General features: G+C 59.0%; 21 protein-coding genes. 11 read left to right on the top strand and 10 right to left on the bottom strand.

Features of this window, described 5'->3' with window-relative positions:
- Positions 1-12 precede the first annotated feature (12 nt).
- Positions 13-1500 carry an Asp-tRNA(Asn)/Glu-tRNA(Gln) amidotransferase subunit GatA gene (gatA, locus tag KZZ06_RS14195; protein WP_219580783.1) on the bottom strand — a complete coding sequence of 496 codons (1488 nt, stop codon included), beginning with the start codon at positions 1498-1500 and terminating at the stop codon, positions 13-15.
- Positions 1500-1787 (bottom strand): Asp-tRNA(Asn)/Glu-tRNA(Gln) amidotransferase subunit GatC, encoded by a 288-nt coding sequence (gene gatC / locus KZZ06_RS14190; RefSeq protein WP_219580782.1) that lies wholly within the window; start codon positions 1785-1787, stop codon positions 1500-1502. The genes gatA and gatC overlap by 1 nt, the downstream gene beginning before the upstream one ends.
- Before the next feature lie 182 nt (positions 1788-1969).
- Here gatC and KZZ06_RS14185 point away from each other — a divergent pair, with 182 nt between their 5' ends.
- Positions 1970-2662 carry a metal-dependent hydrolase gene (locus KZZ06_RS14185; RefSeq protein ID WP_219580781.1) on the top strand — a complete coding sequence of 231 codons (693 nt, stop codon included), beginning with the start codon at positions 1970-1972 and terminating at the stop codon, positions 2660-2662.
- Positions 2663-2665: 3 nt separating this feature from the next.
- Here KZZ06_RS14185 and KZZ06_RS14180 read toward each other — a convergent pair whose 3' ends face one another.
- From KZZ06_RS14180 to KZZ06_RS14170, 3 genes are read right to left on the bottom strand one after another with little or no spacing between them, the layout of a single operon-like run.
- Positions 2666-3082 (bottom strand): hypothetical protein, encoded by a 417-nt coding sequence (locus KZZ06_RS14180; RefSeq protein WP_219580780.1) that lies wholly within the window; start codon positions 3080-3082, stop codon positions 2666-2668.
- The gene (locus tag KZZ06_RS14175; protein ID WP_219580779.1) at positions 3079-3699 is read right to left on the bottom strand and encodes a DUF5671 domain-containing protein; all 621 of its coding nucleotides are present in this window, start codon (positions 3697-3699) and stop codon (positions 3079-3081) included. Before KZZ06_RS14175 ends, KZZ06_RS14180 begins: the two co-directional genes overlap by 4 nt.
- A 4-nt stretch (positions 3700-3703) precedes the next feature.
- The gene (locus KZZ06_RS14170; protein WP_219580778.1) at positions 3704-4159 is read right to left on the bottom strand and encodes a nucleoside deaminase; all 456 of its coding nucleotides are present in this window, start codon (positions 4157-4159) and stop codon (positions 3704-3706) included.
- A 63-nt stretch (positions 4160-4222) separates the two neighbouring features.
- Between KZZ06_RS14170 and KZZ06_RS14165 the strand changes: the two genes are divergently transcribed.
- The 9 genes from KZZ06_RS14165 to dtd all read left to right on the top strand — a co-directional run bounded on the left by KZZ06_RS14165 (position 4223) and on the right by dtd (position 12495).
- Positions 4223-5233, top strand: a complete 1011-nt coding sequence (locus KZZ06_RS14165) for a pseudouridine synthase (protein WP_219580777.1) — start codon at positions 4223-4225, stop codon at positions 5231-5233.
- Positions 5234-5560: 327 nt separating this feature from the next.
- Complete coding sequence (locus KZZ06_RS14155) at positions 5561-6457, top strand: 5-bromo-4-chloroindolyl phosphate hydrolysis family protein (RefSeq protein WP_219580775.1); 897 nt, start codon at positions 5561-5563, stop codon at positions 6455-6457.
- 35 nt (positions 6458-6492) lie between these two features.
- Positions 6493-7659, top strand: coding sequence for a toxic anion resistance protein (locus tag KZZ06_RS14150; protein WP_219580774.1), 1167 nt, complete (start codon positions 6493-6495; stop codon positions 7657-7659).
- Positions 7660-7674: 15 nt separating this feature from the next.
- Positions 7675-8634: a DUF2927 domain-containing protein gene (locus KZZ06_RS14145; RefSeq protein ID WP_257884371.1), complete on the top strand. Its 960-nt coding sequence runs from the start codon at positions 7675-7677 to the stop codon at positions 8632-8634.
- A 32-nt stretch (positions 8635-8666) separates the two neighbouring features.
- Positions 8667-9773, top strand: a complete 1107-nt coding sequence (locus tag KZZ06_RS14140) for an SPFH domain-containing protein (RefSeq protein ID WP_219580773.1) — start codon at positions 8667-8669, stop codon at positions 9771-9773.
- A gap of 10 nt (positions 9774-9783) precedes the next feature.
- Positions 9784-10194: a Rid family hydrolase gene (locus KZZ06_RS14135; RefSeq protein WP_219580772.1), complete on the top strand. Its 411-nt coding sequence runs from the start codon at positions 9784-9786 to the stop codon at positions 10192-10194.
- 54 nt (positions 10195-10248) lie between these two features.
- Complete coding sequence (locus KZZ06_RS14130) at positions 10249-11376, top strand: TFIIB-type zinc finger domain-containing protein (RefSeq protein WP_219580771.1); 1128 nt, start codon at positions 10249-10251, stop codon at positions 11374-11376.
- Positions 11373-12047 (top strand): nitroreductase, encoded by a 675-nt coding sequence (locus KZZ06_RS14125; protein ID WP_219580770.1) that lies wholly within the window; start codon positions 11373-11375, stop codon positions 12045-12047. Before KZZ06_RS14130 ends, KZZ06_RS14125 begins: the two co-directional genes overlap by 4 nt.
- Position 12048: 1 nt before the next feature.
- Positions 12049-12495 carry a D-aminoacyl-tRNA deacylase gene (dtd, locus tag KZZ06_RS14120; protein ID WP_219580769.1) on the top strand — a complete coding sequence of 149 codons (447 nt, stop codon included), beginning with the start codon at positions 12049-12051 and terminating at the stop codon, positions 12493-12495.
- 59 nt (positions 12496-12554) lie between these two features.
- On the opposite strand, the gene KZZ06_RS14115 is transcribed toward dtd, so the two are convergent.
- From KZZ06_RS14115 to KZZ06_RS14100, 5 genes are all read right to left on the bottom strand, one after another.
- Complete coding sequence (locus tag KZZ06_RS14115; RefSeq protein WP_219580768.1) at positions 12555-13745, bottom strand: HlyD family efflux transporter periplasmic adaptor subunit; 1191 nt, start codon at positions 13743-13745, stop codon at positions 12555-12557.
- On the bottom strand, positions 13742-15964 hold the full coding sequence (locus KZZ06_RS14110; protein WP_219580767.1) for an ATP-binding cassette domain-containing protein: 2223 nt from the start codon (positions 15962-15964) through the stop codon (positions 13742-13744). Before KZZ06_RS14110 ends, KZZ06_RS14115 begins: the two co-directional genes overlap by 4 nt.
- Positions 15961-17046 (bottom strand): TolC family protein, encoded by a 1086-nt coding sequence (locus KZZ06_RS14105; protein ID WP_308340021.1) that lies wholly within the window; start codon positions 17044-17046, stop codon positions 15961-15963. The genes KZZ06_RS14110 and KZZ06_RS14105 overlap by 4 nt, the downstream gene beginning before the upstream one ends.
- A gap of 75 nt (positions 17047-17121) precedes the next feature.
- On the bottom strand, positions 17122-17283 hold the full coding sequence (locus tag KZZ06_RS22535; protein WP_257884369.1) for a hypothetical protein: 162 nt from the start codon (positions 17281-17283) through the stop codon (positions 17122-17124).
- Between the two features lie 80 nt (positions 17284-17363).
- Complete coding sequence (locus KZZ06_RS14100; protein ID WP_219580766.1) at positions 17364-19940, bottom strand: Ig-like domain-containing protein; 2577 nt, start codon at positions 19938-19940, stop codon at positions 17364-17366.
- A 365-nt stretch (positions 19941-20305) separates the two neighbouring features.
- Between KZZ06_RS14100 and KZZ06_RS14095 the strand changes: the two genes are divergently transcribed.
- Positions 20306-22300, top strand: coding sequence for a CocE/NonD family hydrolase (locus tag KZZ06_RS14095; RefSeq protein WP_219580765.1), 1995 nt, complete (start codon positions 20306-20308; stop codon positions 22298-22300).
- Positions 22301-22428 lie beyond the last annotated feature (128 nt).

Genomic DNA, 22428 nt, shown 5'->3' with positions numbered 1-22428 from the left:
ATTGGCAGTCTTTTACCACCATTTATCTGGCTTGGCTACAAAGCCCGCCGCCTTCTCAAGCGCATAGGCGGTAGACAGCAGATCGGCCTCTTCCCACGGGCGTCCGATCAGTTGCAACCCAAGCGGCAAGCCCGTGGTGCTGGTGCCCGTGGGCAGTGCAATCCCGGGCAAACCGGCAAGGTTTACCGTCACCGTAAAGACGTCGTTCAGGTACATCGCGACCGGATCGGCATCTGTCATCTCGCCCAAGCCAAACGCAGCAGAGGGGGTTGCGGGCGTCAGAATGCTGTCCACACCGGCGGCAAATGCATCCTCAAAGTCTTTCTTGATCAGCGTGCGTACCTTGCGTGCGCGGTTGTAATAAGCGTCGTAAAAACCAGCACTTAGCACATAGGTCCCGACCATCACACGGCGTTGCACCTCGGGGCCGAAGCCTTCGGCGCGTGTTTTTTCATACATCTCGGTGATGCCATCCCCCTGGTCAAGCGTGGCGCGGTGGCCATAGCGCACACCGTCATACCGCGCGAGGTTCGAAGACGCCTCGGCCGGGGCAATCACGTAATAGGCGGGAAGCGCGTATTTCGTGTGCGGCAGTGAAATATCAACGATCTCGGCCCCCGCATCGCGCATCATCGCAATGCCGTCTTGCCATAGCTTTTCGATCTCTTCGGGCATGCCATCCATGCGGTACTCACGCGGGATGCCGATCTTTTTACCACGGATGTCGCCGGTTAGTGCCGCCTCAAAGTCAGGGACGGCCAAGTCGGCCGATGTGCTGTCTTTGGCGTCGTAACCGGCCATCGCACCCAACATAATCGCAGCATCGCGCACGGTTTTGGTCATAGGTCCGGCCTGATCCAGCGAGGACGCAAACGCCACCACGCCCCAGCGCGAGCACCGGCCATACGTGGGCTTGATCCCGACGGTGCCGGTAAACGCCGCAGGCTGACGGATCGACCCGCCGGTATCCGTACCCGTTGCCGCCAGACACAAATCCGCAGCAACCGCCGCGGCCGACCCGCCCGACGATCCGCCCGGTGTCAGCTGCGCATCATCGCCAGCACGCCGCCACGGGTTCACCGCATTGCCGTAAACGGACGTCTCGTTCGACGATCCCATGGCGAATTCGTCCATGTTCAGCTTGCCCAGCATCACAGCGCCCGCGTCAAACAGGTTTTGAGAAACGGTGCTTTCATACTCGGGCAAAAAGCCCTGCAAAATCCGCGAGCCAGCTTGCGAGGGCACACCCTTGGTACAGAATAGATCCTTGATGCCGATCGGCAGGCCGCACATCGCAGGCGCGTCACCCGCCTTAATCCGCGCGTCCGCCGCCTTGGCTTGATCTGCCGCCAGATCCGCCGTGTGGTGGACAAAGGCGTTCAACGCGCCTGCACCTTCAATCGCGCTCAAACATGCGTTGGTCAGTTCGACCGATGACACATCCCCTTTGCGCAACGCATCGCGTGCATCAGCAAGGCCCAGTTTGTTCAAATCAGCCATTACTCAACCACCTTCGGAACCGCAAAAAAACCTTCACGTGCATCTGGCGCATTTGCCAAAATCTTGGCCTGCTGGCCCCCGTCACGCACCACATCATCGCGCCGCTTCAAAACCTGAGGCGTCACAGACGTCATCGGCTCAACACCCTCAACGTCAACCTCGTTCAGCTGCTCGATAAAGCCAAGGATGTTGTTGAATTCCTGTGCCAGCGCGGGCAACGCGTCTGGTTCAACCTTGATACGGGCCAGCTTGGCCACCCGTGCGGCGGTGGTCTCATCAATGGACATGGGCGCTCCTTATCTCTTTGTCTGCCGTTTACCGCCCCCCGCTGCCCCCTGCAAGTCTGGGCAGGCCGTGATTGGCCCATTCCCTGCGCTTCAGCTTCATTTTGCCAAATAAACTCCCGCCGGAGGCTCCCCAAAGCGGCAACACACGCTAAACTCTCGGTAATCAAACAAAGGAACGACACATGAATATCATTTGGCTTGGCCACGGCAGCTTTCGCATCGAACTAGAAGATCAAGTGATCCTGATTGATCCCTGGCTAACCGGCAACCCGATGCTGGGCGATGAACACCACGCTAGCGCACTTGCCGGCGTCACGCAGATTCTCGTGACACATGGCCATTTCGACCACACCCAAGACCTGAAAATGGTTGCCGAAAAAACCGGTGCGCCGGTTGCGGGTATGGTCGAATTGATGGGGTATTTCGCCGCGCAAGGTGTCGAAAACACGACAGGTTTCAACAAAGGCGGCTCCATCACATGCGGCAAGGTGGCCGTGACCATGGTGCCCGCCTCGCATTCCTCGTCGGTCGAGGGAGAAAACATGCCGATTTATATGGGTGCCGAAACCGGGTTCATGATTTCAGGCGAAGGCCACACAATCTATGTCTCTGGTGACACTGGCATTATGGCCGATATGGAATGGATGGGCGATTACCACAAACCTGATATCGGCATCCTAAGCGCGGGCGGTTTTTATACCATGGACATGGCGCAGGCGGCCTATGCAGCCAAGAAATACTTTGATTTCAAGACCGTGATCCCCTGCCACTACCGGACGTTCGGCGCGCTTGAACAATCAGCCGAGGCGCTGATCGCAGGGCTTGCGGGCGTGAATGTGATCGAACCAGAGGTGATGCAACCCATCAAGCTTTGATCGTTAGTCCGCAATAAATTTGCGGCGCTCCAGACAGACAGTATTGCCGCCGCGCAGGACCAGATCGTTTTTATACGGCAACGTCCTGCGCGCGGCTTTGGGATCAATGGCAAGATCGGCACAGACCTCGAATGTATCGGGGCCCAGAACCGTATAGCGATAAGGGGCGTTCGTTACAGCATCGTTCCGATTTGCTTCCTGCCGGCCAAAGCAAGGCTTCAATCCTTGCAGATTATCCGGCAAGACGCGTTTGACCTGCCCCACGCAGGTGATCTGATCCGCCAGCACATCAAGGTCAAACACGCGTTGGCGATCCTGTTCGACCCTGCGGGCATATTCCGGCCCGCCAACCACCCAAAGCCCGACCCCGATCGCAAAGGCGACAGCCAGACAAAACCCGATGAACAAGATCCGGTTCATTCCGGTTCCTCTTGTCCTATCGCGTTATAATAAAACAGGAATATCCCTCCAGCGACCAGCCCTACGATACCGGCCTTTAGGATAAATTGCGTGGTGAAATCCCCTGTCAAAAGGGCATAGATCGTCGCGATCAAATCCCCCAGCAGCGTTCCGGCGGCCAGCAAAAGCGCGATATATGTCATCCATTTGCGGATTGCGGACCGGAGCAACGCAGGGTCACGGGCCAATCTGCGGCGTTCGCGCAGCGTCAGCCACAAATACAACGGGGCCGTGACGATCAGAACAGAGACGCCAAAACGAATCCGCCCAACCGCCGCATAGCCGTCATTGTCGAACAGCAAATCGACAAGAACCTGCAACACGATCACCAGATTGACGGCACCGACCAACAATATCCCGAAGGTCAGCGCATAAACAAAGAAATCGCGCGCAGACACGGTTTGCACGGGGCGTGGCACCGGCGGCGTGAATGCTGTTTCAGCCCATGCGCCCAACGCGTCGGTGATCTCGCGCTCGCTCCAACCCGCATGGATCAACGCGCTGGTAATATCTGCGCGGCTTTTACCCGCGACCAGCGCATCACGGATGAAAAGGCTCAACTCATCTCGGCTTGCCATCGGGCTATCCTTTTCTTTTCTCTGCGAAAAAATCGCTCAGCATGGTTTCGGCTTCTTGACCTGCGATGCCGTCGTACACCTCGGGAACATGGTGGCATTGCGGATGGGTAAATACCCGCGCCCCTTGGGCCACGCCGCCAGATTTGGGGTCGCTGGCCCCGTAATACAGCCGCGCAATACGCGCCGCCGAGATCGCACCAGCACACATCGCGCAAGGTTCCAGCGTGACATAAAGGGTGTGTCCCCCCAACCGCTCTGACCCGACAGCATCACAGGCCGCACGGATGGCAAGCATCTCGGCATGGGCGGTGGGGTCGTGCAATTCGCGGGTTCTGTTGCCCGCCGCCGCCACTATCTGACCTTGCGGGCCGACGATCACGGCACCCACAGGCACCTCGCCGCGCAAGGCGGCTGCGCGGGCTTGTTCCAACGCGGCAGACATATATGAAGTAAAGGCCATCCCCTCACTTGGCCGCAAATGCAGGCCTTTCGCAAGGGCATGAAACAAGGTAAGCGCTGAATTATGAGCCAAGATAAACCCACACAGCCCCCTCAAGCTGGCACACCCGCCGGTGACCGTATCGCCAAAGTTTTGGCCCGCGCTGGCCTTGCCAGCCGCCGAGAAGCCGAGCGCATGATCGAAGCGGGGCGCGTGCGCGTCAACGGCGTGCAAATCGATTCGCCCGCGTTGAACGTGACGGCGGCCGACCAAATCAGCGTTGATGGCAAACCTGTGGGCGATCCCGAACCACCGCGCATGTGGCTGTATCACAAGCCGACCGGCCTTGTGACGACCAACCGCGACGAAAAAGGCCGCGGTACGATCTTTGATGATCTACCCGAAGACATGCCCCGCGTGATGAGCGTGGGACGGCTTGATTTGAACTCCGAAGGGTTGCTGCTGCTGACAAATGACGGCGAGGTAAAGCGCAAGCTCGAGCTGCCGTCGAACGGCTGGTTGCGCCGCTACCGCGTTCGCGTCAATGGCCGCCCGTCCGAGGAGGTGCTGGAACCCTTGCGCAAAGGCATCACAGTCGATGGCGAAGAATTCCAACCCATGACGGTGTCACTGGACCGCCAGCAGGGCGCAAATGCCTGGCTGACAGTCGGCCTGCGCGAAGGTAAAAACCGCGAAATCCGCCGCGCGATGGAGGCCGTTCATCTGTCGGTTAACCGCCTGATCCGTACCAGCTATGGCCCGTTCCAGTTGGGTGAATTGAAACCCGGCGAAGTCGAAGAGCTAAAACGCAAGGTTGTGCGCGACCAGTTGGGCCTTGAGATCGAGGACAATACCGGCACCGCAGTCAAGAAAAAGCCCAGTCACATCGTCAAGCGCAAGCCGCGCAAACCCGGCATGCCCGGCCCCGGTCGCCCCGGTCTGCCCAAAGAACCCGGCGAAAAGACCGCGACCGGCAAAACCATCCCCGGCAAGCCCAAGCCCGGTTACGGCAAGTCCAAGCCCGCGCGCCCCGCATCTGACGGCCCTGCCCCGCGCAAGTTCGGCACCCGTGTAAAGAGCACGCGCAAACCCTGAATTCTGCTTGTGGTGGGCATGTTATACCAAGCATGCCCCCAGAATCCCTAGCGGCCCGCCACCAGAGTCCCTATATATGGGACAGAAGGAATTTTAGATGGGTCGATTGTTTCTATTTGCTGTGTTGTTTGTACTAATCCTTGTGATTGGCTACGTATTATTAACAATCGTAACGCGAATTTTGGGTGCAGGGCAGAATATGTTGAGACCCCCTAACGGACTAAACAAAGAGGGCCTGATGGTACCCACACCGTTCCAAAAGATCACTTATGCTGCGTTGATCGTGCTGTTGTTCGGCGTGGCGACGGGCTGGCTGGGGGGCCTATAATGGGCCAGCGGTACGGCGGTAAATACAGTCAGGACGGCGACACGGCACAGCCCGACGGCCAGCCCACCCTGCACCGCTCCGGTGGAAAACGGGTCGAGGTTGACCCGGTTGGGGGCCGTGCGAATGTTCTGTTCATCCCCGCGATCCCACTGGTTTTCATGTCGCTGAATGATGGCGCTCAGGGGCTGGCCTTGGGCTTGATCGCGGCCGGGTCACTTACCGGGGCAGCACTTATGCTGCGTGAGGGGCTAAAGGCCGAGGCGGCTTATGTCGCCCGCAAGGTCGCCGAACGCCCTGCCCTGCCACGCAAGATGATCGCGAGTGTTCTGACCGGTTTCGGCGTTGGCTTGGCCGCCTATAAAAACGACCCCGGCGTTGCTGCCGCTGTGATCTACGGGCTGGCCGCACTTGGTCTGCATGTATCGGCTTTTGGCATTGATCCGCTTTCGTCCAAAGGGATGGAGGGGATCGACAGCTTTCAAAAAGGCCGCGTTGCCCGTGTGGTCGAAGAAGCCGAAAAACACCTGACAGCCATGAGCGTTGCCATTGCACGCGCGGGCGACCGTCAGGTCACGGACCGGCTGGCGGAATTCCAGACAACCGCGCGCACCCTGATCCGCACCGTCGAGGAAGACCCCCGTGATTTGACCGGCGCGCGGAAATACCTGTCGGTGTATCTGCAAGGTGCGCGCGATGCGACGCTCAAGTTTGCTGATATCTATGCCAATACACGCGATGCGCAGGCACGCGCCGATTATCTGGCCCTGCTGGATGATTTGGACAAAAACTTTGCCGCGCGGACGCAAAAATCGCTATTGGAAGACAAGACCGACCTGAACATTGAGATTGATGTGCTGCGCGAGCGGCTTTCCCGAGAAGGCGTGCGCCTCAAGTAACGCGCGTTCACCACAGCATAGAGAGATATACCCCCATGTCCGACAAAGTCCGCGAAAAAGCCACCCAAACAGAAGCATTGGTTGACGAGGTCAACGCGCTTGTGCTGGCCCAACCCGCGCCCGCCGACGCCATTGTGCCGCTGGACAAGGCCAAAGGCAAAATGAGCACGGCAATCAAAAGCCGCATGGCCGAGATCGACATGAACGAGACCCAGTCGATTATCTCTTTCGGGTCCGCCGCACAGGCCGAGTTGCAAGAGATCAGCCAGGCAATGTTGCAAGACGTGCGTAACAAGGATGTCGGCCCCGCCGGTGACAGCCTGCGCAACATCGTCACCACCATCCGTGGTTTTTCCGTATCCGAACTGGACGTTCGCCGCGACCGCAGCTGGTGGGAACGCCTGTTGGGCCGCGCCGCACCCTTTGCCAAGTTCACAGCCCGGTTCGAAAAGGTGCAAGGTCAGATTGACCGCGTCACGGACGAATTGCTGAGCCACGAACACACGCTGCTGAAAGACATCAAATCCCTTGATATGCTGTATGAAAAGACGTTGCAGTTCTATGATGAACTGGCGCTGTATATCGCGGCGGGCGAGGCCAAGATGGCCGAGCTGGATGCCACCGACATCCCCGCGATGGAAGCGGCGGTAGAGGCCGCCGCCGAGAACGATCAGGTGATCAAGGCACAAGAACTGCGTGATATGCGCGCTGCACGCGACGATCTGGAACGTCGTGTCCACGATCTGAAACTCACCCGTCAGGTGACCATGCAGTCGCTTCCCTCGATCCGTTTGGTTCAGGAAAACGATAAATCCCTGGTCACCAAGATCAATTCGACCCTTGTGAACACCGTGCCGCTTTGGGAAACCCAACTGGCGCAGGCGGTAACGATCCAGCGGTCGCGCGAGGCGGCAGTCGCCGTGCGCGAAGCCAATGATCTGACCAATGAATTGTTGACCTCGAACGCGAAAAACCTGCGCGAAAGCAACAAGATCATCCGCACCGAGATGGAGCGCGGCGTATTCGATATCGAAGCGGTCAAACAGGCCAATGCCGATCTGATCGGCACCATCGAGGAATCGCTGCAGATCGCGGATGAAGGCAAAGCCAAACGTGCCGCTGCCGAACATGATCTGGAAGAAATGGAAGCCAAACTGCGTGATACCCTCGCGTCGGCCACGGCATCCAAATCTGCCGCTTAAAACAAGGGCATGTAGATGGCATTGCGGGGCGGTCAGTTCAAACGCTGGATGGTGACAGGGGCGGCAGGTTTACTGCTAAGCGCCTGCGCCCTCCAGACGAGCGTTGACCCGACCCTCAAGCCTATCGGGCGGCCTCATACGCTTGCCCTGCCCGTCCCTGATGTGGCCAAACCCACATCCCAAGAAAGCGCGCGGCTGCGGAGCTATTTCAATCAGGTGCAGCAAGCGCAGTTAAGCCAAGGGTTGCTGCGCAGTGATGGCGGCGGACCCGATACGCCCTATACGGCTGAAATGCTGGCGCGCAACTTTGAACAGATCGCGTTTTACAACGAATATAATTCCAGCTTTTCCGGCCGTGGTGAAAAGACGTTGATGCGCCGCTGGGACCAGCCGGTGCGCATGGAGATCGTTTTTGGTGACGGCGTTCCGCCCTCGACCCGTGAAACCGACAGCGCTGCGGTGCGCGCCTATGCCGGGCGGCTGTCAGGGATCACCGGCCATCCGGTTACCCTGCGCGGTGCCCCAAATTTCATGGTGATCATAGCGGGCGATGATGACCGCGAGGCGGCGCTTGTCCAGGCGGCGCAGCGCATTCCCGGCGTCACCCCTGCCAGCCTGAACGCCCTGCGCAACCTGCGCCGCGACACCTATTGCATCGTTGCTGCCTATGCTGGCGGGCCTGATCCCAGCACCTATACCGCCGCCGTGGCTGTGATCCGCGCCGAAAATCCATCGCTGATGCGCTTGTCTTGTATTCACGAAGAACTGGCCCAAGGTCTCGGCTTGGCCAATGACAGCCCCACGGCGCGCCCGTCGATCTTTAACGATGATGACGAATTTGCGCTGCTGACCCATCACGACGAGGATCTGCTGAAAATCCTTTATGATCCCCGCCTCAAAGCGGGCATGAGCGCCGAACAAGCCATGCCAATCGTCCGCACCATCGCCCGCGAACTTACCGGCGGCCCCCTTTAGATTGCTGCCACCTTACCGAAAGGACCAACCCCATGGGTATTCTCGATTTCCTGTCTGGCCAATTCATCGATGTCATCCATTGGACCGATGACACCCGTGATACCATGGTCTGGCGGTTCGAACGCGAAGGCCACGAAATCAAATACGGGGCCAAGCTGACCGTGCGCGAAGGTCAGGCGGCGGTGTTCGTACACGAAGGGCAAATTGCCGACGTGTTCACCCCCGGTCTTTATATGCTTGAGACCAACAATATGCCGATCATGACATCGCTTCAGCATTGGGATCACGGTTTCAAAAGCCCCTTCAAATCCGAGATTTATTTCGTCAACACCACGCGGTTCAATGATCTGAAATGGGGCACCAAAAACCCCATTATCCTGCGTGATCCCGAATTTGGCCCCGTGCGGCTGCGCGCCTTTGGCACCTATTCCGTCAAAGTGTCCGATCCTGCGCATTTCCTGACCGAGATCGTCGGCACGGACGGCGAATTCACCATGGACGAGATCAGCTATCAGATCCGCAACATCATCGTGCAGGAATTCTCGCGCAGCATTGCCATGTCGAAAATTCCGATCCTCGATATGGCCGCCAACACCCGCGAGCTGGGCAAGCTGATCAGCACCGAAATATCCGCGACGATTGGCGAATACGGTCTGTCGATCCCCGAGCTATACGTCGAAAACGTATCCCTGCCGCCCGCAGTCGAACAGGTTTTGGATAAACGGTCCTCGATGGGGATGATCGGCGATCTGAACCAATACACCCAGTTCCAAGCAGCCGAAGCATTGGGCCGTGATGGCGGTGCCGGTGCGGCGATGCAGGCAGGTTTGGGTGCCGGATTGGGCATGCAAATCGGTGCCGCCGCAGCGCAGGCCGGCCCCTGGGGCCCACGCCCGACCACCGCGCACACTCCACCGCCACCACCGATTGCCGACAAGGTCTGGCATCTGGCCGAGAATGGCGAAACCAAGGGGCCGTTTTCAAAGGCAGCCCTTGGCCGTATGGCAGCAGACGGCGCAATGACCCGCGAAACATTCGTTTGGACCCCGGGTCAGGATGGATGGAAGAAAGCGGACGATGTGGATGAACTGGCCCAGCTCTTTACCGTCATGCCCCCCCCACCGCCGCCAGCCGGATAAGGCGGCTGATATGACGCGGCACGTCGTCTCTCCCCCCGAACTGGTCCAGCTTGTCGAAGCAACAGGTTTCTCCCCCGCTGTGCGCGCGGGGGATTTCCTGTTTCTGACCGGTGCGACGGGCGGGGATGCAGATGGCGTGATGCCGCCCGATATTGCCACGCAGGTGCAAAATGCCTTGGGCAAGGCGCTGCACATCATCGACGCGGCGGGTGGCAACGCCGACAGCATCGTCGAAATCACCAGCTATCACATCGGGTTGAAATATCATTTTGATCAGGTCGACCATATCATGCGTGACATGCTGGGCCTGCCCCTGCCAGCGTGGACAGCGGTCGAGGTCGCCGACCTGCGCCGCGACGGTGCCTTGATCGAACTCCGAATTGTGGCCCATTTGCCCCCGGCCAAGCCTGCCCGCAAATGACCTGCGCATGGTCTCACTCAATGTCGGCCCCCGGCAACCCCACAGGAAGCAGTGATGCCTGATACCCCGTCCTTTGCCGCGCCGCCCCCACCGCCAGCCCCAGTAGAAGAACACCGGTTCCCCTGCGACAGATGCGGATCGGATCTGCGGTTTGATCCGGCTGAATATCAGCTGGTCTGTGACCATTGCGGCAATACCGAAGCCATATCAGGAAACCGGTCGCATCAGACGATTGCCGAACTGGATTTTCGCGCGGCCATGGCCCATGCATTGCCGCAGACGGAAATGGAACAGACCCGCGTTACGACCTGCCCCAATTGCGCGGCACAGGTCGAATTCGACGAAGACAAACACGCGACCGAATGCCCCTTCTGCGCGACCCCCGTGGTGGTCGATACCGGGCTGAACCGCCATATAAAACCCCGTGGTGTCTTGCCCTTTGCGCTGACGGAAACCGTGGCCAAGGACGCGATGACAAACTGGCTGGGCAACCTGTGGTTCGCGCCAAACGGTCTAAAGGAATATGCCCGCAAAGGTCGCCGGATGGAGGGCATTTATGTCCCCTACTGGACCTATGACGCCGACACCAAATCCAGCTACACGGGCGAACGCGGCACAGTCTACTACGTGACCGTCACCGTGGTGCGCGATGGCAAACGCGAACAACGTCAAGTCCCCAAGGTGCGCTGGCGGTCCGCTTCGGGCCGGGTGGCGCGGTTCTTTGATGACATTCTGGTGCTGGCCTCAAAATCCCTGCCCAAGAAATTTACCGATGCGCTGGCACCTTGGGATTTGTCAGCACTGGAACCTTATGCCCCAGAATACTTGGCCGGTTTCCGCGCCGAGGCTTACTCCGTCACGCTTGAAGATGGCTATGGAGAGGCGCGCCAATACATGGATGCGATGATTGAACGCGACGTCCGTTTTGACATCGGCGGCGACCGGCAGCGCATCCACAATGTGCAAACACAGGTCAGCGATGTGACGTTCAAACATATCCTGCTGCCCGTCTGGCTTGCCGCCTATAAATACCGCGGCAAGACCTACCGTTTCGTGGTCAATGGGCGCACCGGCAACGTCCAGGGCGAACGCCCCTATTCCGCGATTAAGATAACCTTTGCCGTGATCCTTGGCCTTTTGGCCGCCGGGGTGGTCGGCTATTATATGGCGCTGCAACAATGACCCAAATCGACACACTCACCGACATCTTGCAGGCGCGCTATTCGTGCCGCGCCTTCAAGGCCGATCCCGTCCCCGACGATGTGATCACCCGGATCATCCGCACTGCCCGCCATGTGCCCAGCTGGTGCAACGCGCAACCGTGGCAGGTCACCATCACCAAAGGCGATGCAACAGACCGGTTTCGCACCGCCCTGATGGACGCCGCCAGCCAAGGGGCGGTGCCCGAACCCGATCTGGACTGGCCCAAGGGGTATTCAGGCGTCTATGGCGACCGCCGCCGCACCTGCGGCTTTCAGCTTTACGATGCGGTGGGCATCGACAAATCCGACCGCGAAGGCCGCACCGCACAGATGCTACGCAACTATGCCCTGTTTGATGCGCCTCATGTGGCGATTATCACGGCCCCGACCGAACTTGGCCCCTACGGCGCGATGGACAGCGGCGGGTTTGTGACCGCCTTTACGCTGGCCGCAACCGCCCTTGGCGTGGCCACCATCGCCCAAGCAGCGATCGCGGCCTATGCGCCTTTGGTGCGCGATCACCTGGACATCCCCGACGACCGGCTGGTCCTCTGCGCGGTCTCCTTCGGTTACGCTGACACAGACGCGCCGATCAACCAGTTCCGGACCGAACGCGCTGACCCGACTGACATCATCGATTGGAAATCCTGACATGCGCGCAGTGCTTCAACGGGCCACCAATGCCTCTGTCACTGTGGACGGGCAGATCATTGGCCAGATCAAAGCAGGCATGCTTATCTTTATCTGTGCCATGCCAGATGACACCCCCGCCACCGCCGCTGCCCTTGCCACGAAAATCGCCAAACTGCGCCTGTTCAAAGACGACGCGGGCAAGATGAACCTAAGCCTTGCCCAGACCGGCGGCAGCGCGCTGATCGTCAGCCAGTTCACCTTGGCCGCGGACACATCGCGCGGGACCCGTCCGGGTTTTTCACGCGCCGCCAAACCGGAACACGCCAAGGCGCTTTACGAAGATTTCATCACCTGTATGAAATCCCAAGGCATCCCCGTTCAAACCGGAAAATTCGGCGCAGAAATGTCCGTTGCCCTCACCAATGACGGGCCCGGCACGCTCTGGATAGATACAGCCCAGCCTTAATTTCCAAATGGACTAAAATCCTCGGGGGTCTCGGGGGCAAACAGCCCCCGGTCCGCCCCTCAAGGCTCGCGAAACGCCTCTTTGGATTTGTACAACGGCTTTAGCAAATACTGCAAAACCGTCTTCGATCCGGTGTGCAGCTCCACACTCGACTGCATCCCCGGCCGGATCTGCAACGATGCCTGACGCGGTGTCAGATGTTCGGTATCGACCTGCAAGGTGACCTTGTAATGCGGATCACCATCAGGACTGCGCGACCGCTCGTCCTTGAACGTATCGGCCGAAATCAACTTTACCGTACCCTTGAGCGTGCCATAGATCGTATAATCATAGGCCGACAACTTGATCGTCGCCTCTTGACCGGGGCGCACGCCTGCGATGTTTTCAGGCTTTACGCGGGCCTCGACGAACAGTTCTTCGTCCAGCGGGATAATCTGCAATATCTCCTCGCCGGGGCGCACGACGCCGCCGATGGTTGTTACGTTCAGGGTGTTGACGATCCCGCGCATGGGGCTGGTCAGAATGGTGCGGTTCAACTGGTCGGTGCTGGATTTCAGGTTCTGTTTTAGCGTCGCAAGTTCTTTCAAAACGTCCGAATATTCCTGCGCGCGGTTCAGCTCAGTGCCCGTCGTAATTTCATCCAGTTTGATCCGCGCATCCGCATGCACCTTGCGCGCGCGGGTGACTTCGATCAGCGACACGATCTTTTTCTTCAGCATATTTTCCAGCAGTTCGCGTTCTTTGGCGGCTTCGGTCAACACGCGCTTTGCCCCGTCGGACCTGGATACAAAATCGGTTTGCCGTGCTTTCAGCAGCGCGCGTTCCGACGCGACAATGTCGGGGGTGCGCTGCGCGAACACGTCAGGCACGTCAAACTCGAACAACCCTGTCATCTCGGCCTCAAGGCGCAAGCGGCGGATTTCAAACGCGCTGATCTGATCCTCAAGCTCATCCACCGAGGATTGGAACTGTGTGCCATGCAGCCGCGCCAGAACATCGCCTTTTTCAACGATATCGCCCTCGCCCACGGCAAGTTCGGCCAGAATACCACCTTCGAGGTTTTGAATAATCTGCGGGCGCGAACTTGAGATCATCGAGCCTTCGGCTCGCACGATTTCGTCTATCCAGGCAAAGGCCGCCCAAAGCACAAAGACCAGTACCGTGGCACCGCACAGCCAGACCACCAGCGATGGCCCGCGCAGCGTGTCATTCATCTGCGCACCCAAATGCGTGGGGCCCGGGTCGCTCATCCGAGATGCCCTGTTTTACCGGCCAGATGCGCCAGTACTTTTTCCTTTGGGCCGTCCACCGTCATGCGGCCGTCTTGCAAGACCAACGTGCGGGTTGTGAGGGCCAGAATGGGCGCGCGGTGCGTCGCGATGACGGCGGTGCGCCCTTCCATCCATGTCTGCAACCGTGACACCAGCGTCGCCTCAAGTCGTTGATCCAAAGCGGCAGTGGGTTCATCCAGCAGACAAATTGCAGGGTCTTGCAGCCACAGCCGCGCCCAGCCGATCGACTGGCGCTGACCAACAGACAGGCCCGCGCCTGCATCTCTAATCTCAAGGTCCAGACCCTTGTGGTGGTTCTTCACAAAGGGCCCAAGCCCTGCGAATTCAAGCGCCGCCAACAGCCGGTAATCGTCGCGTTCCAGCATGGTCAGGTTCAGGTTATCCCGTAAGCTGCCCGAAAACAGACGCACGTCCTGACCCAGATAGCCGATCAAACGGCGCAGGTCGCGGGGTTCGATCTGGGCCATCTCGGTGCCATCAATCAGCACGCGCCCGTCGGTCGGCGCGTAGAGCCCGCTAAGCATTTTAAGCAGAGACGACTTGCCCGACCCGTTGGCCCCCAGCACGGCCACATGCTGGCCAGCGGGGATCATCAAACCTTTGATATCAAGGGTCGCCGCGCCGTCCTCTTCGTAGCGAAAGGTAACATCGCGCAGCTCGAACTGACCGTGCAGCTTTTCACGGCGCAGGTAGGTGCGACCCTCTGCGGTGTCTTGGGGGGCGACAACAATTGCGTCCAGCCCGTCCAGCGCCCCTTTGACATTGCCCCACCGTGCCATCGTGCCCGAAAGCTGGGTCAGCGGCCCCAAGGTGCGTCCGGTCAGGATCCCCACAGCGATGATCGACCCGACGGTAAATTGCCCTGCAAACACCAGATAGGTGCCCACGATCACAGCGGCCACATAGGTCACCTGCTGGATGCCTTGGCTCCAGAACGTCAGAAAAGACGCCAGTTTGCGTTGCTCGGATGATTTGACTGCCGCCAGTGTGTTCAGCTCGGTCCACAGACGCAGGATACGGTCTTCGGCGCGTTGGGTTTTGACGGTGTCCAGTTCAAAGATCGCCTCGTGCAGCAACCGCGATGATTTTGCGGATGCCCCTTGGGCTTCCTGCGTCAACTGGATCGCTTTCTTTTGCAGAAAGAAACCGGGGATCAGCATCAGGATGCCCCCCAAAACCAGCACCCACACCACGTTGCCCGCAATACTGGCGACAAGGAACAGAAACACAAAGATAAACGGAATGTCGGCGATTGTGCCGATGGTCGACGCGGTAAAAAACTCGCGTACCGAGCCGAATTCGCGCATCGCGGAAAACAGCTGGTTCGGGGCTTGGCCACGGGTGTCTGACCGCATGCCCAAAAGGCGCGTCATCAAAGTATCTTGGACCGCCAGTTCAATCTGCCGCCCGGCACCGTCCATCAACCGCGCCCGCGCCATCTTGAGGAAAGATTCCATCAGCAAGGCCAGACCAGCACCAATGGCCAGCACCCACAAGGTTGCCTCGGATTGGTGGGGGATCACGCGGTCATAGACCTGCAACGAAAACAGCGCCACCGCGACGGCCAGCAGGTTGGCCACAAACGATCCCATCGCGACTTCGATCAGTTGGCGGCGATAGCGGGGAAATTGCCCCCAGAACCAATGCGCGCGGATGCTGTCGGTTTTATGGGTGTTCGCCACGGTCTTAAGGGAGGCCTCGGCCCGTACGACGAGCCCCGCAAAGAACGGCTCAAAATCGCTGATCGGCACCATGGCGCGGTTGTCGGTGCAGGTGGTATCAAACACAATCAGTTCGTCGCGCGATTGCCCCATCACCAGCAACACCTGACCGGATGTCATATAGGCCAACGCGGGCCACAAGTTTTTAGTCAGCCCCGCAACACGGCTGACTTGGGTCAGCAAACCTACGCTTTGCAATGCCTTGGCGATTGCGTCTGCCTCAATGTCGGCTTGCGCGGCTTTGGTCGGGCGCGCGGCGATGGTTTCGAACAAATCGCGGGCGGTGGTTTCAACGCCCAACACCCCCGCATAGGTCGCAGCCAAAGATGCGCGCGCCATCAAGCGGTCTTTGGGCCGGTTGGTGTTTTCGGCCTTGGGCGGCATGGCATCCGCAGCTTTAAGACGGCCCTGATTGCCGTTGGTGATCGTCAGGGTAAAGCGCGGCGTGCTGGTCAAATCGCGCCCCCGTCAGCCAAGACACCCTGTATCTGGGCCATTTCAATGCGCAGGCGCACAACATCATATTTCAACGCCAGCTGGGACTGCTGTTGACGGGCATAGGTCTCGTAGACGCCAACGACGTCCATGACCTGCCGCTGCCCTGCATCGTATTGTTCCTGAAAGATATCCAGGTTCCGCTTGGCTTGCGTTGCAAGGGTTGCGGCCTCGGCGGCTTGGCGTGATTTGGCGCTGATCTGCTGTTCCAGACGGCGCAGATCGCGGTTCGAATCCTCGACCGATTGGCGCAGCTTGCGGTTCGCGGTTTCCCCGGCCAGCGCCGTCGCATCCAGCGACGCTTTGGTGCCCAGCCCCAACAACTGATCCGAGCCTATATTCAGACCCAGCGTACTGCCTTCTCCGATGGTACCGCCCGCAGATAACCCCGGCAACTTGCCGGCGCGCTCGACCTTGGCGGCGGCGATGCTGCGGGTCCTTTCTGCCTTGGCGCGCACCACGATCAAAGGTTCGCCCGCAAATGCTGTCACCGGAATATCCGGCACACCTCGCAGGTCGGTCAGCGGTTGGATAGACATGGCGTTTAGTTCAGACAGCGATGTTGCTTCGCGCTCGACCGATGCGGTGTAATCGGCGCGGATCTCCGAGAGTTTCTGGCGCAAAATGGTCAGATCAGACATGTCTGACACACCACCCTTGACCCGTTCCTGCATGACCCATTCGAAATGGGACATATCCTTGAGGGTCGCCTGCCCGAGGGTTGCATTTTCGCGGGCTTGGGCAGCAGTCGTATAGAGGCCAAGCGCTGTGGCCACGCGTTTGTTGGTGTCTTGTGCCAGTGAAACGGCGGCCACTTCGACATCGGCAACCGCGAATTCACGTTCACCCTTGCGGCGGCCATTGTCGAATAAAACCTGATCGACGACCAGATTGGCCACCACAGACCCCAACGACGTCAGGCTGATCTGCGGGCCGATCTTGGGCAACCAGTTCTTGCTTGCCGCCTCGGATCGTAATGTCGCCGCGCGCAACTCGGCCTCGGCCGTGCGGCTGTTGGCAGCAAGGACGGAGGACGCAACCACCCGAGAAACATCGCCCTGCGGCAATACCGAAGACCGCAGGGATAGCCCTTGGATGATCTGGCTTTCTGCGGTGACTTATTCTGCGTAGGTCGGTTTGACGGCTTGCGACGCATGGGGTGTCTTGAACCGCGCAACCATATCAGCCGGGGCAAACCCGCCGCCGATGTTAGGCGCGCAGCCGGACAGAGCCAGCGCCAGCGCGCATATGCCTCCTGCCCTTAGTCGTTTTTGCCCCATGCGCCTGCCCTTAACGTGCCCGATTATTATTGTATCGGCGCGGGATGGTCGTTGCCCCCCGCGCCCTACCTTATCTTGGCTCAAACGACGACGCTGATATCGTCATCAATCATCAAGGTACCTTCGCTGCCCAGCGTATAGATGTCATACGTCTGGCCGTCTCTGGCCTCGGTCCCCGTGCGCGTTGCACCTGTGATTGTGACCGTGTCATCGGTGTGACCGTTTACAATCAAGGTATTGGTGTTGCTCGATAGATTGATCAACGCCGCCTCTGTGATGGTCAGTTGCGCTTCCTCTGCGAACTGAAGATCGACTGTTTCGATGTTGTAGTTGGCCAGGTTCGGGTTGGTCAGCGACAACTGGGTGTTGGCGCTTTCATCATCCAGCGCAAGATATGTGCCCGACGAATTGCCCGCAGTGTCTGTCGCGGTCACGATCAGGTCAGATCCGTCCGGTACATTCGAGCTGAAGTAAAAATTCGTCTCGTTCAGGACATCATTGTCCAGCGTGCTTGCCTCGACCTCGATGATGGATGTGTCGGCCCTGATCTGGTGCACGGCCAACGCATCATCGCTTTGCTCGACCGAGATGGCGCGGATGCCTTCACCGTCACGGGTATAGGATTCGATCATCGGACCCTCTGGCGCATAGGTGTCGATTGCCAGCGTATCGCTGATTGAATCGACGTTGCCCACGCTGTCAGTCGCCGTGATAGAAATATCCGCATCATAGGTGCCGGCCCGAATATTTTCTGGCGGGATCGTCACAGCCCAGTTACCGGATGCGTCAACGGTGGCGATATAATTCGTGCCGTCAAAGTTGACCACGACCCGCGATCCGACCTCGACCTGACCATTCAGATCGATGCCTGCTGCGGCTTCCTTGGCGCTGACGACATTGTCGCTGCCGCCGGGCTGGTTCAGGTTCAGTGGATCAACGACTGTGTCGATCACCACAGCGTGGCTGTCCGTGGCCACGTTACCTGCCGCATCCGTGGCCTTGACCAAAGCTGTGGTGTTGATCGTGCCCTCGGGTACCTGTCCGGGGGCAAAGGTCACTGCCCAATTTCCACTGGCGTCAACGGTTCCATTGGCGGATGCATCCCCCAGCGTGACCGCGACCGACGACCCGATTTCAGAGGTGCCAGAGACCAGAACGCCGCCATTGGCCAAACGCTCTGCCCCGCTGACGATATTGTCGCCTTCGACGCTGTTCAGCGACAGGTTATCAACACGGGTATCGACCTGCACGCTATCGGTTGCGGTGCGGGTGTTGCCCGCCGCATCCGTGATTTTTGCGGTAATGTCGGCGGTATAGACGCCTTGCGCCACGTCACCGGCGGCGTAATAGGATGTCCACTCGCCATTCGCGTCTGCGCGCGCGGTCGTGACCACACCTGCAAGGGTCACCGTCACCACGGCCCCGGCATCTGCGGTGCCTGAAATGGCCACGCCGTCGCTTGCCTCGGCTGCGTTGATGACATCGTCACCTTCGACAGGGGCTGCGCTGATTGTCAAAGCGCCTGCTTCGCTGTCGACCAAAACGGATTGCGTGACGGTGCGGGTGTTGCCCGCTTTATCCGTTGCGGTTGCAACCATGGTGCTGGAATATGTACCGGCGGGAATGTCGCCCGGTGCAAAGGTCACTGTCCAGTTGCCGTCGGCGTCAACCGTGGCAGCATGTGTGACATCGCCCATGGTAACCGAAACCGTCGAACCCGGCTCGACCGTGCCCGTCATCACCACGCCTTGGGCGGCTTCGGCTGCATTGATGGTCGCGTCGGCGGCACCCGCCTGATTGCTAAAGGTCAGATCGTTGACCAATGTATCGACAACCAATGTGTCGGTTACGGTGGCGGTTGTTCCGCTTTGATCGGTCGATTTGACGGTGACCTCGGTTTCGTATTCGCCGCTTTCAAAGGTGCCAGCGTCATAGCTCACTGACCATGTGCCATCTGCGTCAACCGTTGCCGTCCGGGTGACGCCCTCGACAGTAACTTCAATGATAGAACCGGGTTCACCCGTGCCCGTGATGGTGGCCTGCTGGTCACCGCCGCCTTCGGCAAAGGTAACCGCAATGTCGGACGTGTCTACAGCCGGGGATGGTGCCGCACCGCCGCCAGAACTTCCACTGCTCAAGACAGCCGCGCCACTTGCAACCACTGCAGCCGTCACAGCCCCACCGCCGCCAATCAGACCTGCGCCCAGCAAGGGTGCAGCCAACATCGACACTTCGTCCTCGTCACCGGCCATTGCACCAGTAACGACTGCCGTGTCCGTGCGACCGAAATAGATCAGATCGTCAGAGGGGCTCCATTTGCCCCATTGTTCGGTTGGGCCGTATTGCGCGTAAAGACCGCCGCCCTCGTTCGCGATGAACCCCACTTCGTTCAGGTATCCGTCGGACGAGACAAACAGACGGTTTGGCGCGCCTGTTTCGTTAAAGTAATTGCCGATCCTGATGACTGTCTCATCGGACAACGTCAGAACCAGATCACTTCCATCGCGTGTGTGCGACAGAAAATCAGTCTGACGCAGGTTAAGGGAAATTTCTTGACCAGCTTTCGCATGGATCACATAGGAATTGGTGCCTTCAGCCACCGCACCACGTTGCACTCCACCCGCTTGATCGCGAACGACGAATTCTATCGTCTTCATAATACTACCGCTCTACCTCTGTGTCCGTTCTATGCGGATCACTTGGTTATTATTGTTGTCCGCCAGATCGTTAAACCAATCCGTGCGGGGCGTTCCAAAAATTCTCCCTTAAGGTGAATATACTGATAGTAGCCACGCTACATTTATTACGGATGTAACTTCAACTTTAAACAGCACCGCCTTATTTCTGCCTTATTTCGCCTATGCATCGGCGCCACAGTTTCGCCCTAAGCATGGGCAATTCGCCCTGTCAGCCGCCCGTCCAAGGATCAAAAATAGGCAGTTCTATTTACGCGTGTAATAAAGATCACTTCACACCAGCACCTGCGGTTGACAAGCAGCTGCCCCGCCGCAACCCTGCCGCCATGACATCCAGCTCAAACGCCCCGCTTGCGATAATCGAAGACCCTGATCTGGGGATCACACTCTCAGACGGATGCAGGCTTTCTGCCCGGATATGGCGGCCTGAGAATTCGGATGGCGCGCCAGTGCCGGTCATTCTGGAATATCTACCCTACCGCAAACGCGATGGCACCACCGCGCGCGATGCGCTGACCCACCCGTGGTTTGCCGAACGCGGCTATGCCTGCGTGCGCGTCGACATGCGCGGCAATGGTGACAGCCAAGGGGTGATGGAAGACGAATATACCCCCCTAGAACAATCCGACTGTATCGAGGTGATCAACTGGCTGGCGGCCCAAGACTGGTGCAATGGCAGCGTTGGCATGATGGGGATCAGCTGGGGTGGTTTCAACGGGTTGCAGGTCGCTGCGCATGGGCCCGAACCGCTCAAGGCGGTCATTACCCTGTGTTCGACCGTAGACCGTTTTGCAGACGACATTCACTACAAAGGCGGCTGCCTTTTGAACGAAAACCTTGGCTGGGGGGCAACCATGTGGGCCTATTCCAGCCGCGCCCCCGACCCCGCCCTGCGCGCCGACTGGCGCGAGATGTGGCTGGAGCGCCTAAAGGCCGAGCCGTTCCTGCCATCCCTGTGGCTGCGCCACCAATCCCGTGATGCCTACTGGAAACAAGGGTCGGTAATCGAAGACTACACCGCCATCAAAGCCAAGGTTCTGGCTGTAGGTGGTTGGGGCGATGCCTATAAGAACGCGGTGCCCCAACTGGTCGAAGCACTGCCCGGTGCCAAGGGCATCGTCGGTCCTTGGGTGCATAAATACCCCCATTTCGCGATCCCCGAACCGCGCATCGGTTTCCTGCAAGAGGCGCTGCGCTGGTGGGACCGCTGGCTAAAAGACATCGATACCGGCGTCGAAGACGACCCCGATTACCGCGCCTATCTGATGGACGGCATGCGCCCCGCCACATGGGTGCTGGAACGCCCCGGCCGCTGGATCGCCGAAGAAACCGGTGCCACATCACATTTGCCAGTCAAGTCGCTGCACCTGACAGACGCAGGGCTTGCCGCCGAACCTGCCCCCCTGAATGCCACGGTCGCATCGCCTGCGCATTGCGGGGCCAGCGCCGGTGAATACTGCGCGATCTGGCTGGGGCCGGAAATGCCCGGCGACCAGCGTCAGGATGATGCGCTGTCCACGGTGTTTGATACCGGACCGCTGACCGAAAACATGGATATCGTCGGCGCGCCGCGCATCACTTTGCGGCTGTCCTGCGACAAACCGCAGGGCCAAATCGCCGTGCGGCTGAACCATATTCACCCCGACGGGGCCAGTGCGCGCATTACCTATGGCGTGCTGAACCTGAGCCATCGAAACAGCGCCGAACACCCCGCTTCGATGCAGCCGGGCAAGGTCGAGGACATCAGCTTTGATCTGGACCACATCGCCTACCGCGTTCCGGCCGGCCACAGCTTGCGCGTGTCAATTTCTACCGCATATTGGCCGCTGATCTGGCCCAGCCCCGATGCCGCGACGCTGACCCTGACGGCGGGTGAAATCGCCCTGCCCCAACGGCCCACGACCGGCGGTGACGAATATACATTCCCGCCCCCCACCGCCGCGGCCCCGTGGGAAACAGAAACCCTGCGCCCCGAAAACCACATCCGGCGGCAGGAAACCGATATGGTCACGGGCGATATATCATTGGTGATCGAAGACGACTTTGGCAAAGTTCGGGATGCCGATCACGGCTTGATCGCAGGTTCGATCGCGCGCGAGCGTTGGACCATCAACCCCGCAGATCCGCTAAGCGCGACCGGCACATGCCACTGGACCGAGGAGCTGGAGCGGGACGGCATTCGATTGCGCACAGAAACCCATTCGAAAATGTGGTCTGATGCCACGACCTTTTATCTGACCGCACGTCTTGAGGCATATGAAGACGATAAGTTGATGTATGAACGCGACGTTGAGGATGGCATTAAGCGACACTTCATGTAATAAACCCGTCATATACTTCAAGGTATTAACCCTTGCGACACAAATGAAAATGCGCAAACGTAAAGGCAGAAAAATAGCGATGCCTGAACGTAGGTACACATAATAAAATCACCAAAACAGGGAGACAT

It is taken from the genome of Sulfitobacter sp. CW3 (assembly GCF_019392245.1).
In the GTDB taxonomy this organism is placed as follows: domain Bacteria; phylum Pseudomonadota; class Alphaproteobacteria; order Rhodobacterales; family Rhodobacteraceae; genus Sulfitobacter.
Note: the sequence above shows the minus strand (reverse complement) of the source record. Positions and strands in the feature narration are given on the sequence as shown.

Excerpts from the sequence above, each read along its gene's own strand:
- gatA (WP_219580783.1), bottom strand. The coding sequence starts at position 1,500 with ATGGCTGATTTGAACAAACTGGGCCTTGCTGATGCACGCGATGCGTTG.
- gatC (WP_219580782.1), bottom strand. The coding sequence starts at position 1,787 with ATGTCCATTGATGAGACCACCGCCGCACGGGTGGCCAAGCTGGCCCGT.
- KZZ06_RS14185 (WP_219580781.1), top strand. The coding sequence starts at position 1,970 with ATGAATATCATTTGGCTTGGCCACGGCAGCTTTCGCATCGAACTAGAA.
- KZZ06_RS14180 (WP_219580780.1), bottom strand. The coding sequence starts at position 3,082 with ATGAACCGGATCTTGTTCATCGGGTTTTGTCTGGCTGTCGCCTTTGCG.
- KZZ06_RS14175 (WP_219580779.1), bottom strand. The coding sequence starts at position 3,699 with ATGGCAAGCCGAGATGAGTTGAGCCTTTTCATCCGTGATGCGCTGGTC.
- KZZ06_RS14170 (WP_219580778.1), bottom strand. The coding sequence starts at position 4,159 with ATGGCCTTTACTTCATATATGTCTGCCGCGTTGGAACAAGCCCGCGCA.
- KZZ06_RS14165 (WP_219580777.1), top strand. The coding sequence starts at position 4,223 with ATGAGCCAAGATAAACCCACACAGCCCCCTCAAGCTGGCACACCCGCC.
- KZZ06_RS14155 (WP_219580775.1), top strand. The coding sequence starts at position 5,561 with ATGGGCCAGCGGTACGGCGGTAAATACAGTCAGGACGGCGACACGGCA.
- KZZ06_RS14150 (WP_219580774.1), top strand. The coding sequence starts at position 6,493 with ATGTCCGACAAAGTCCGCGAAAAAGCCACCCAAACAGAAGCATTGGTT.
- KZZ06_RS14145 (WP_257884371.1), top strand. The coding sequence starts at position 7,675 with ATGGCATTGCGGGGCGGTCAGTTCAAACGCTGGATGGTGACAGGGGCG.
- KZZ06_RS14140 (WP_219580773.1), top strand. The coding sequence starts at position 8,667 with ATGGGTATTCTCGATTTCCTGTCTGGCCAATTCATCGATGTCATCCAT.
- KZZ06_RS14135 (WP_219580772.1), top strand. The coding sequence starts at position 9,784 with ATGACGCGGCACGTCGTCTCTCCCCCCGAACTGGTCCAGCTTGTCGAA.
- KZZ06_RS14130 (WP_219580771.1), top strand. The coding sequence starts at position 10,249 with ATGCCTGATACCCCGTCCTTTGCCGCGCCGCCCCCACCGCCAGCCCCA.
- KZZ06_RS14125 (WP_219580770.1), top strand. The coding sequence starts at position 11,373 with ATGACCCAAATCGACACACTCACCGACATCTTGCAGGCGCGCTATTCG.
- dtd (WP_219580769.1), top strand. The coding sequence starts at position 12,049 with ATGCGCGCAGTGCTTCAACGGGCCACCAATGCCTCTGTCACTGTGGAC.
- KZZ06_RS14115 (WP_219580768.1), bottom strand. The coding sequence starts at position 13,745 with ATGAGCGACCCGGGCCCCACGCATTTGGGTGCGCAGATGAATGACACG.
- KZZ06_RS22535 (WP_257884369.1), bottom strand. The coding sequence starts at position 17,283 with ATGGGGCAAAAACGACTAAGGGCAGGAGGCATATGCGCGCTGGCGCTG.
- KZZ06_RS14100 (WP_219580766.1), bottom strand. The coding sequence starts at position 19,940 with ATGAAGACGATAGAATTCGTCGTTCGCGATCAAGCGGGTGGAGTGCAA.
- KZZ06_RS14095 (WP_219580765.1), top strand. The coding sequence starts at position 20,306 with ATGACATCCAGCTCAAACGCCCCGCTTGCGATAATCGAAGACCCTGAT.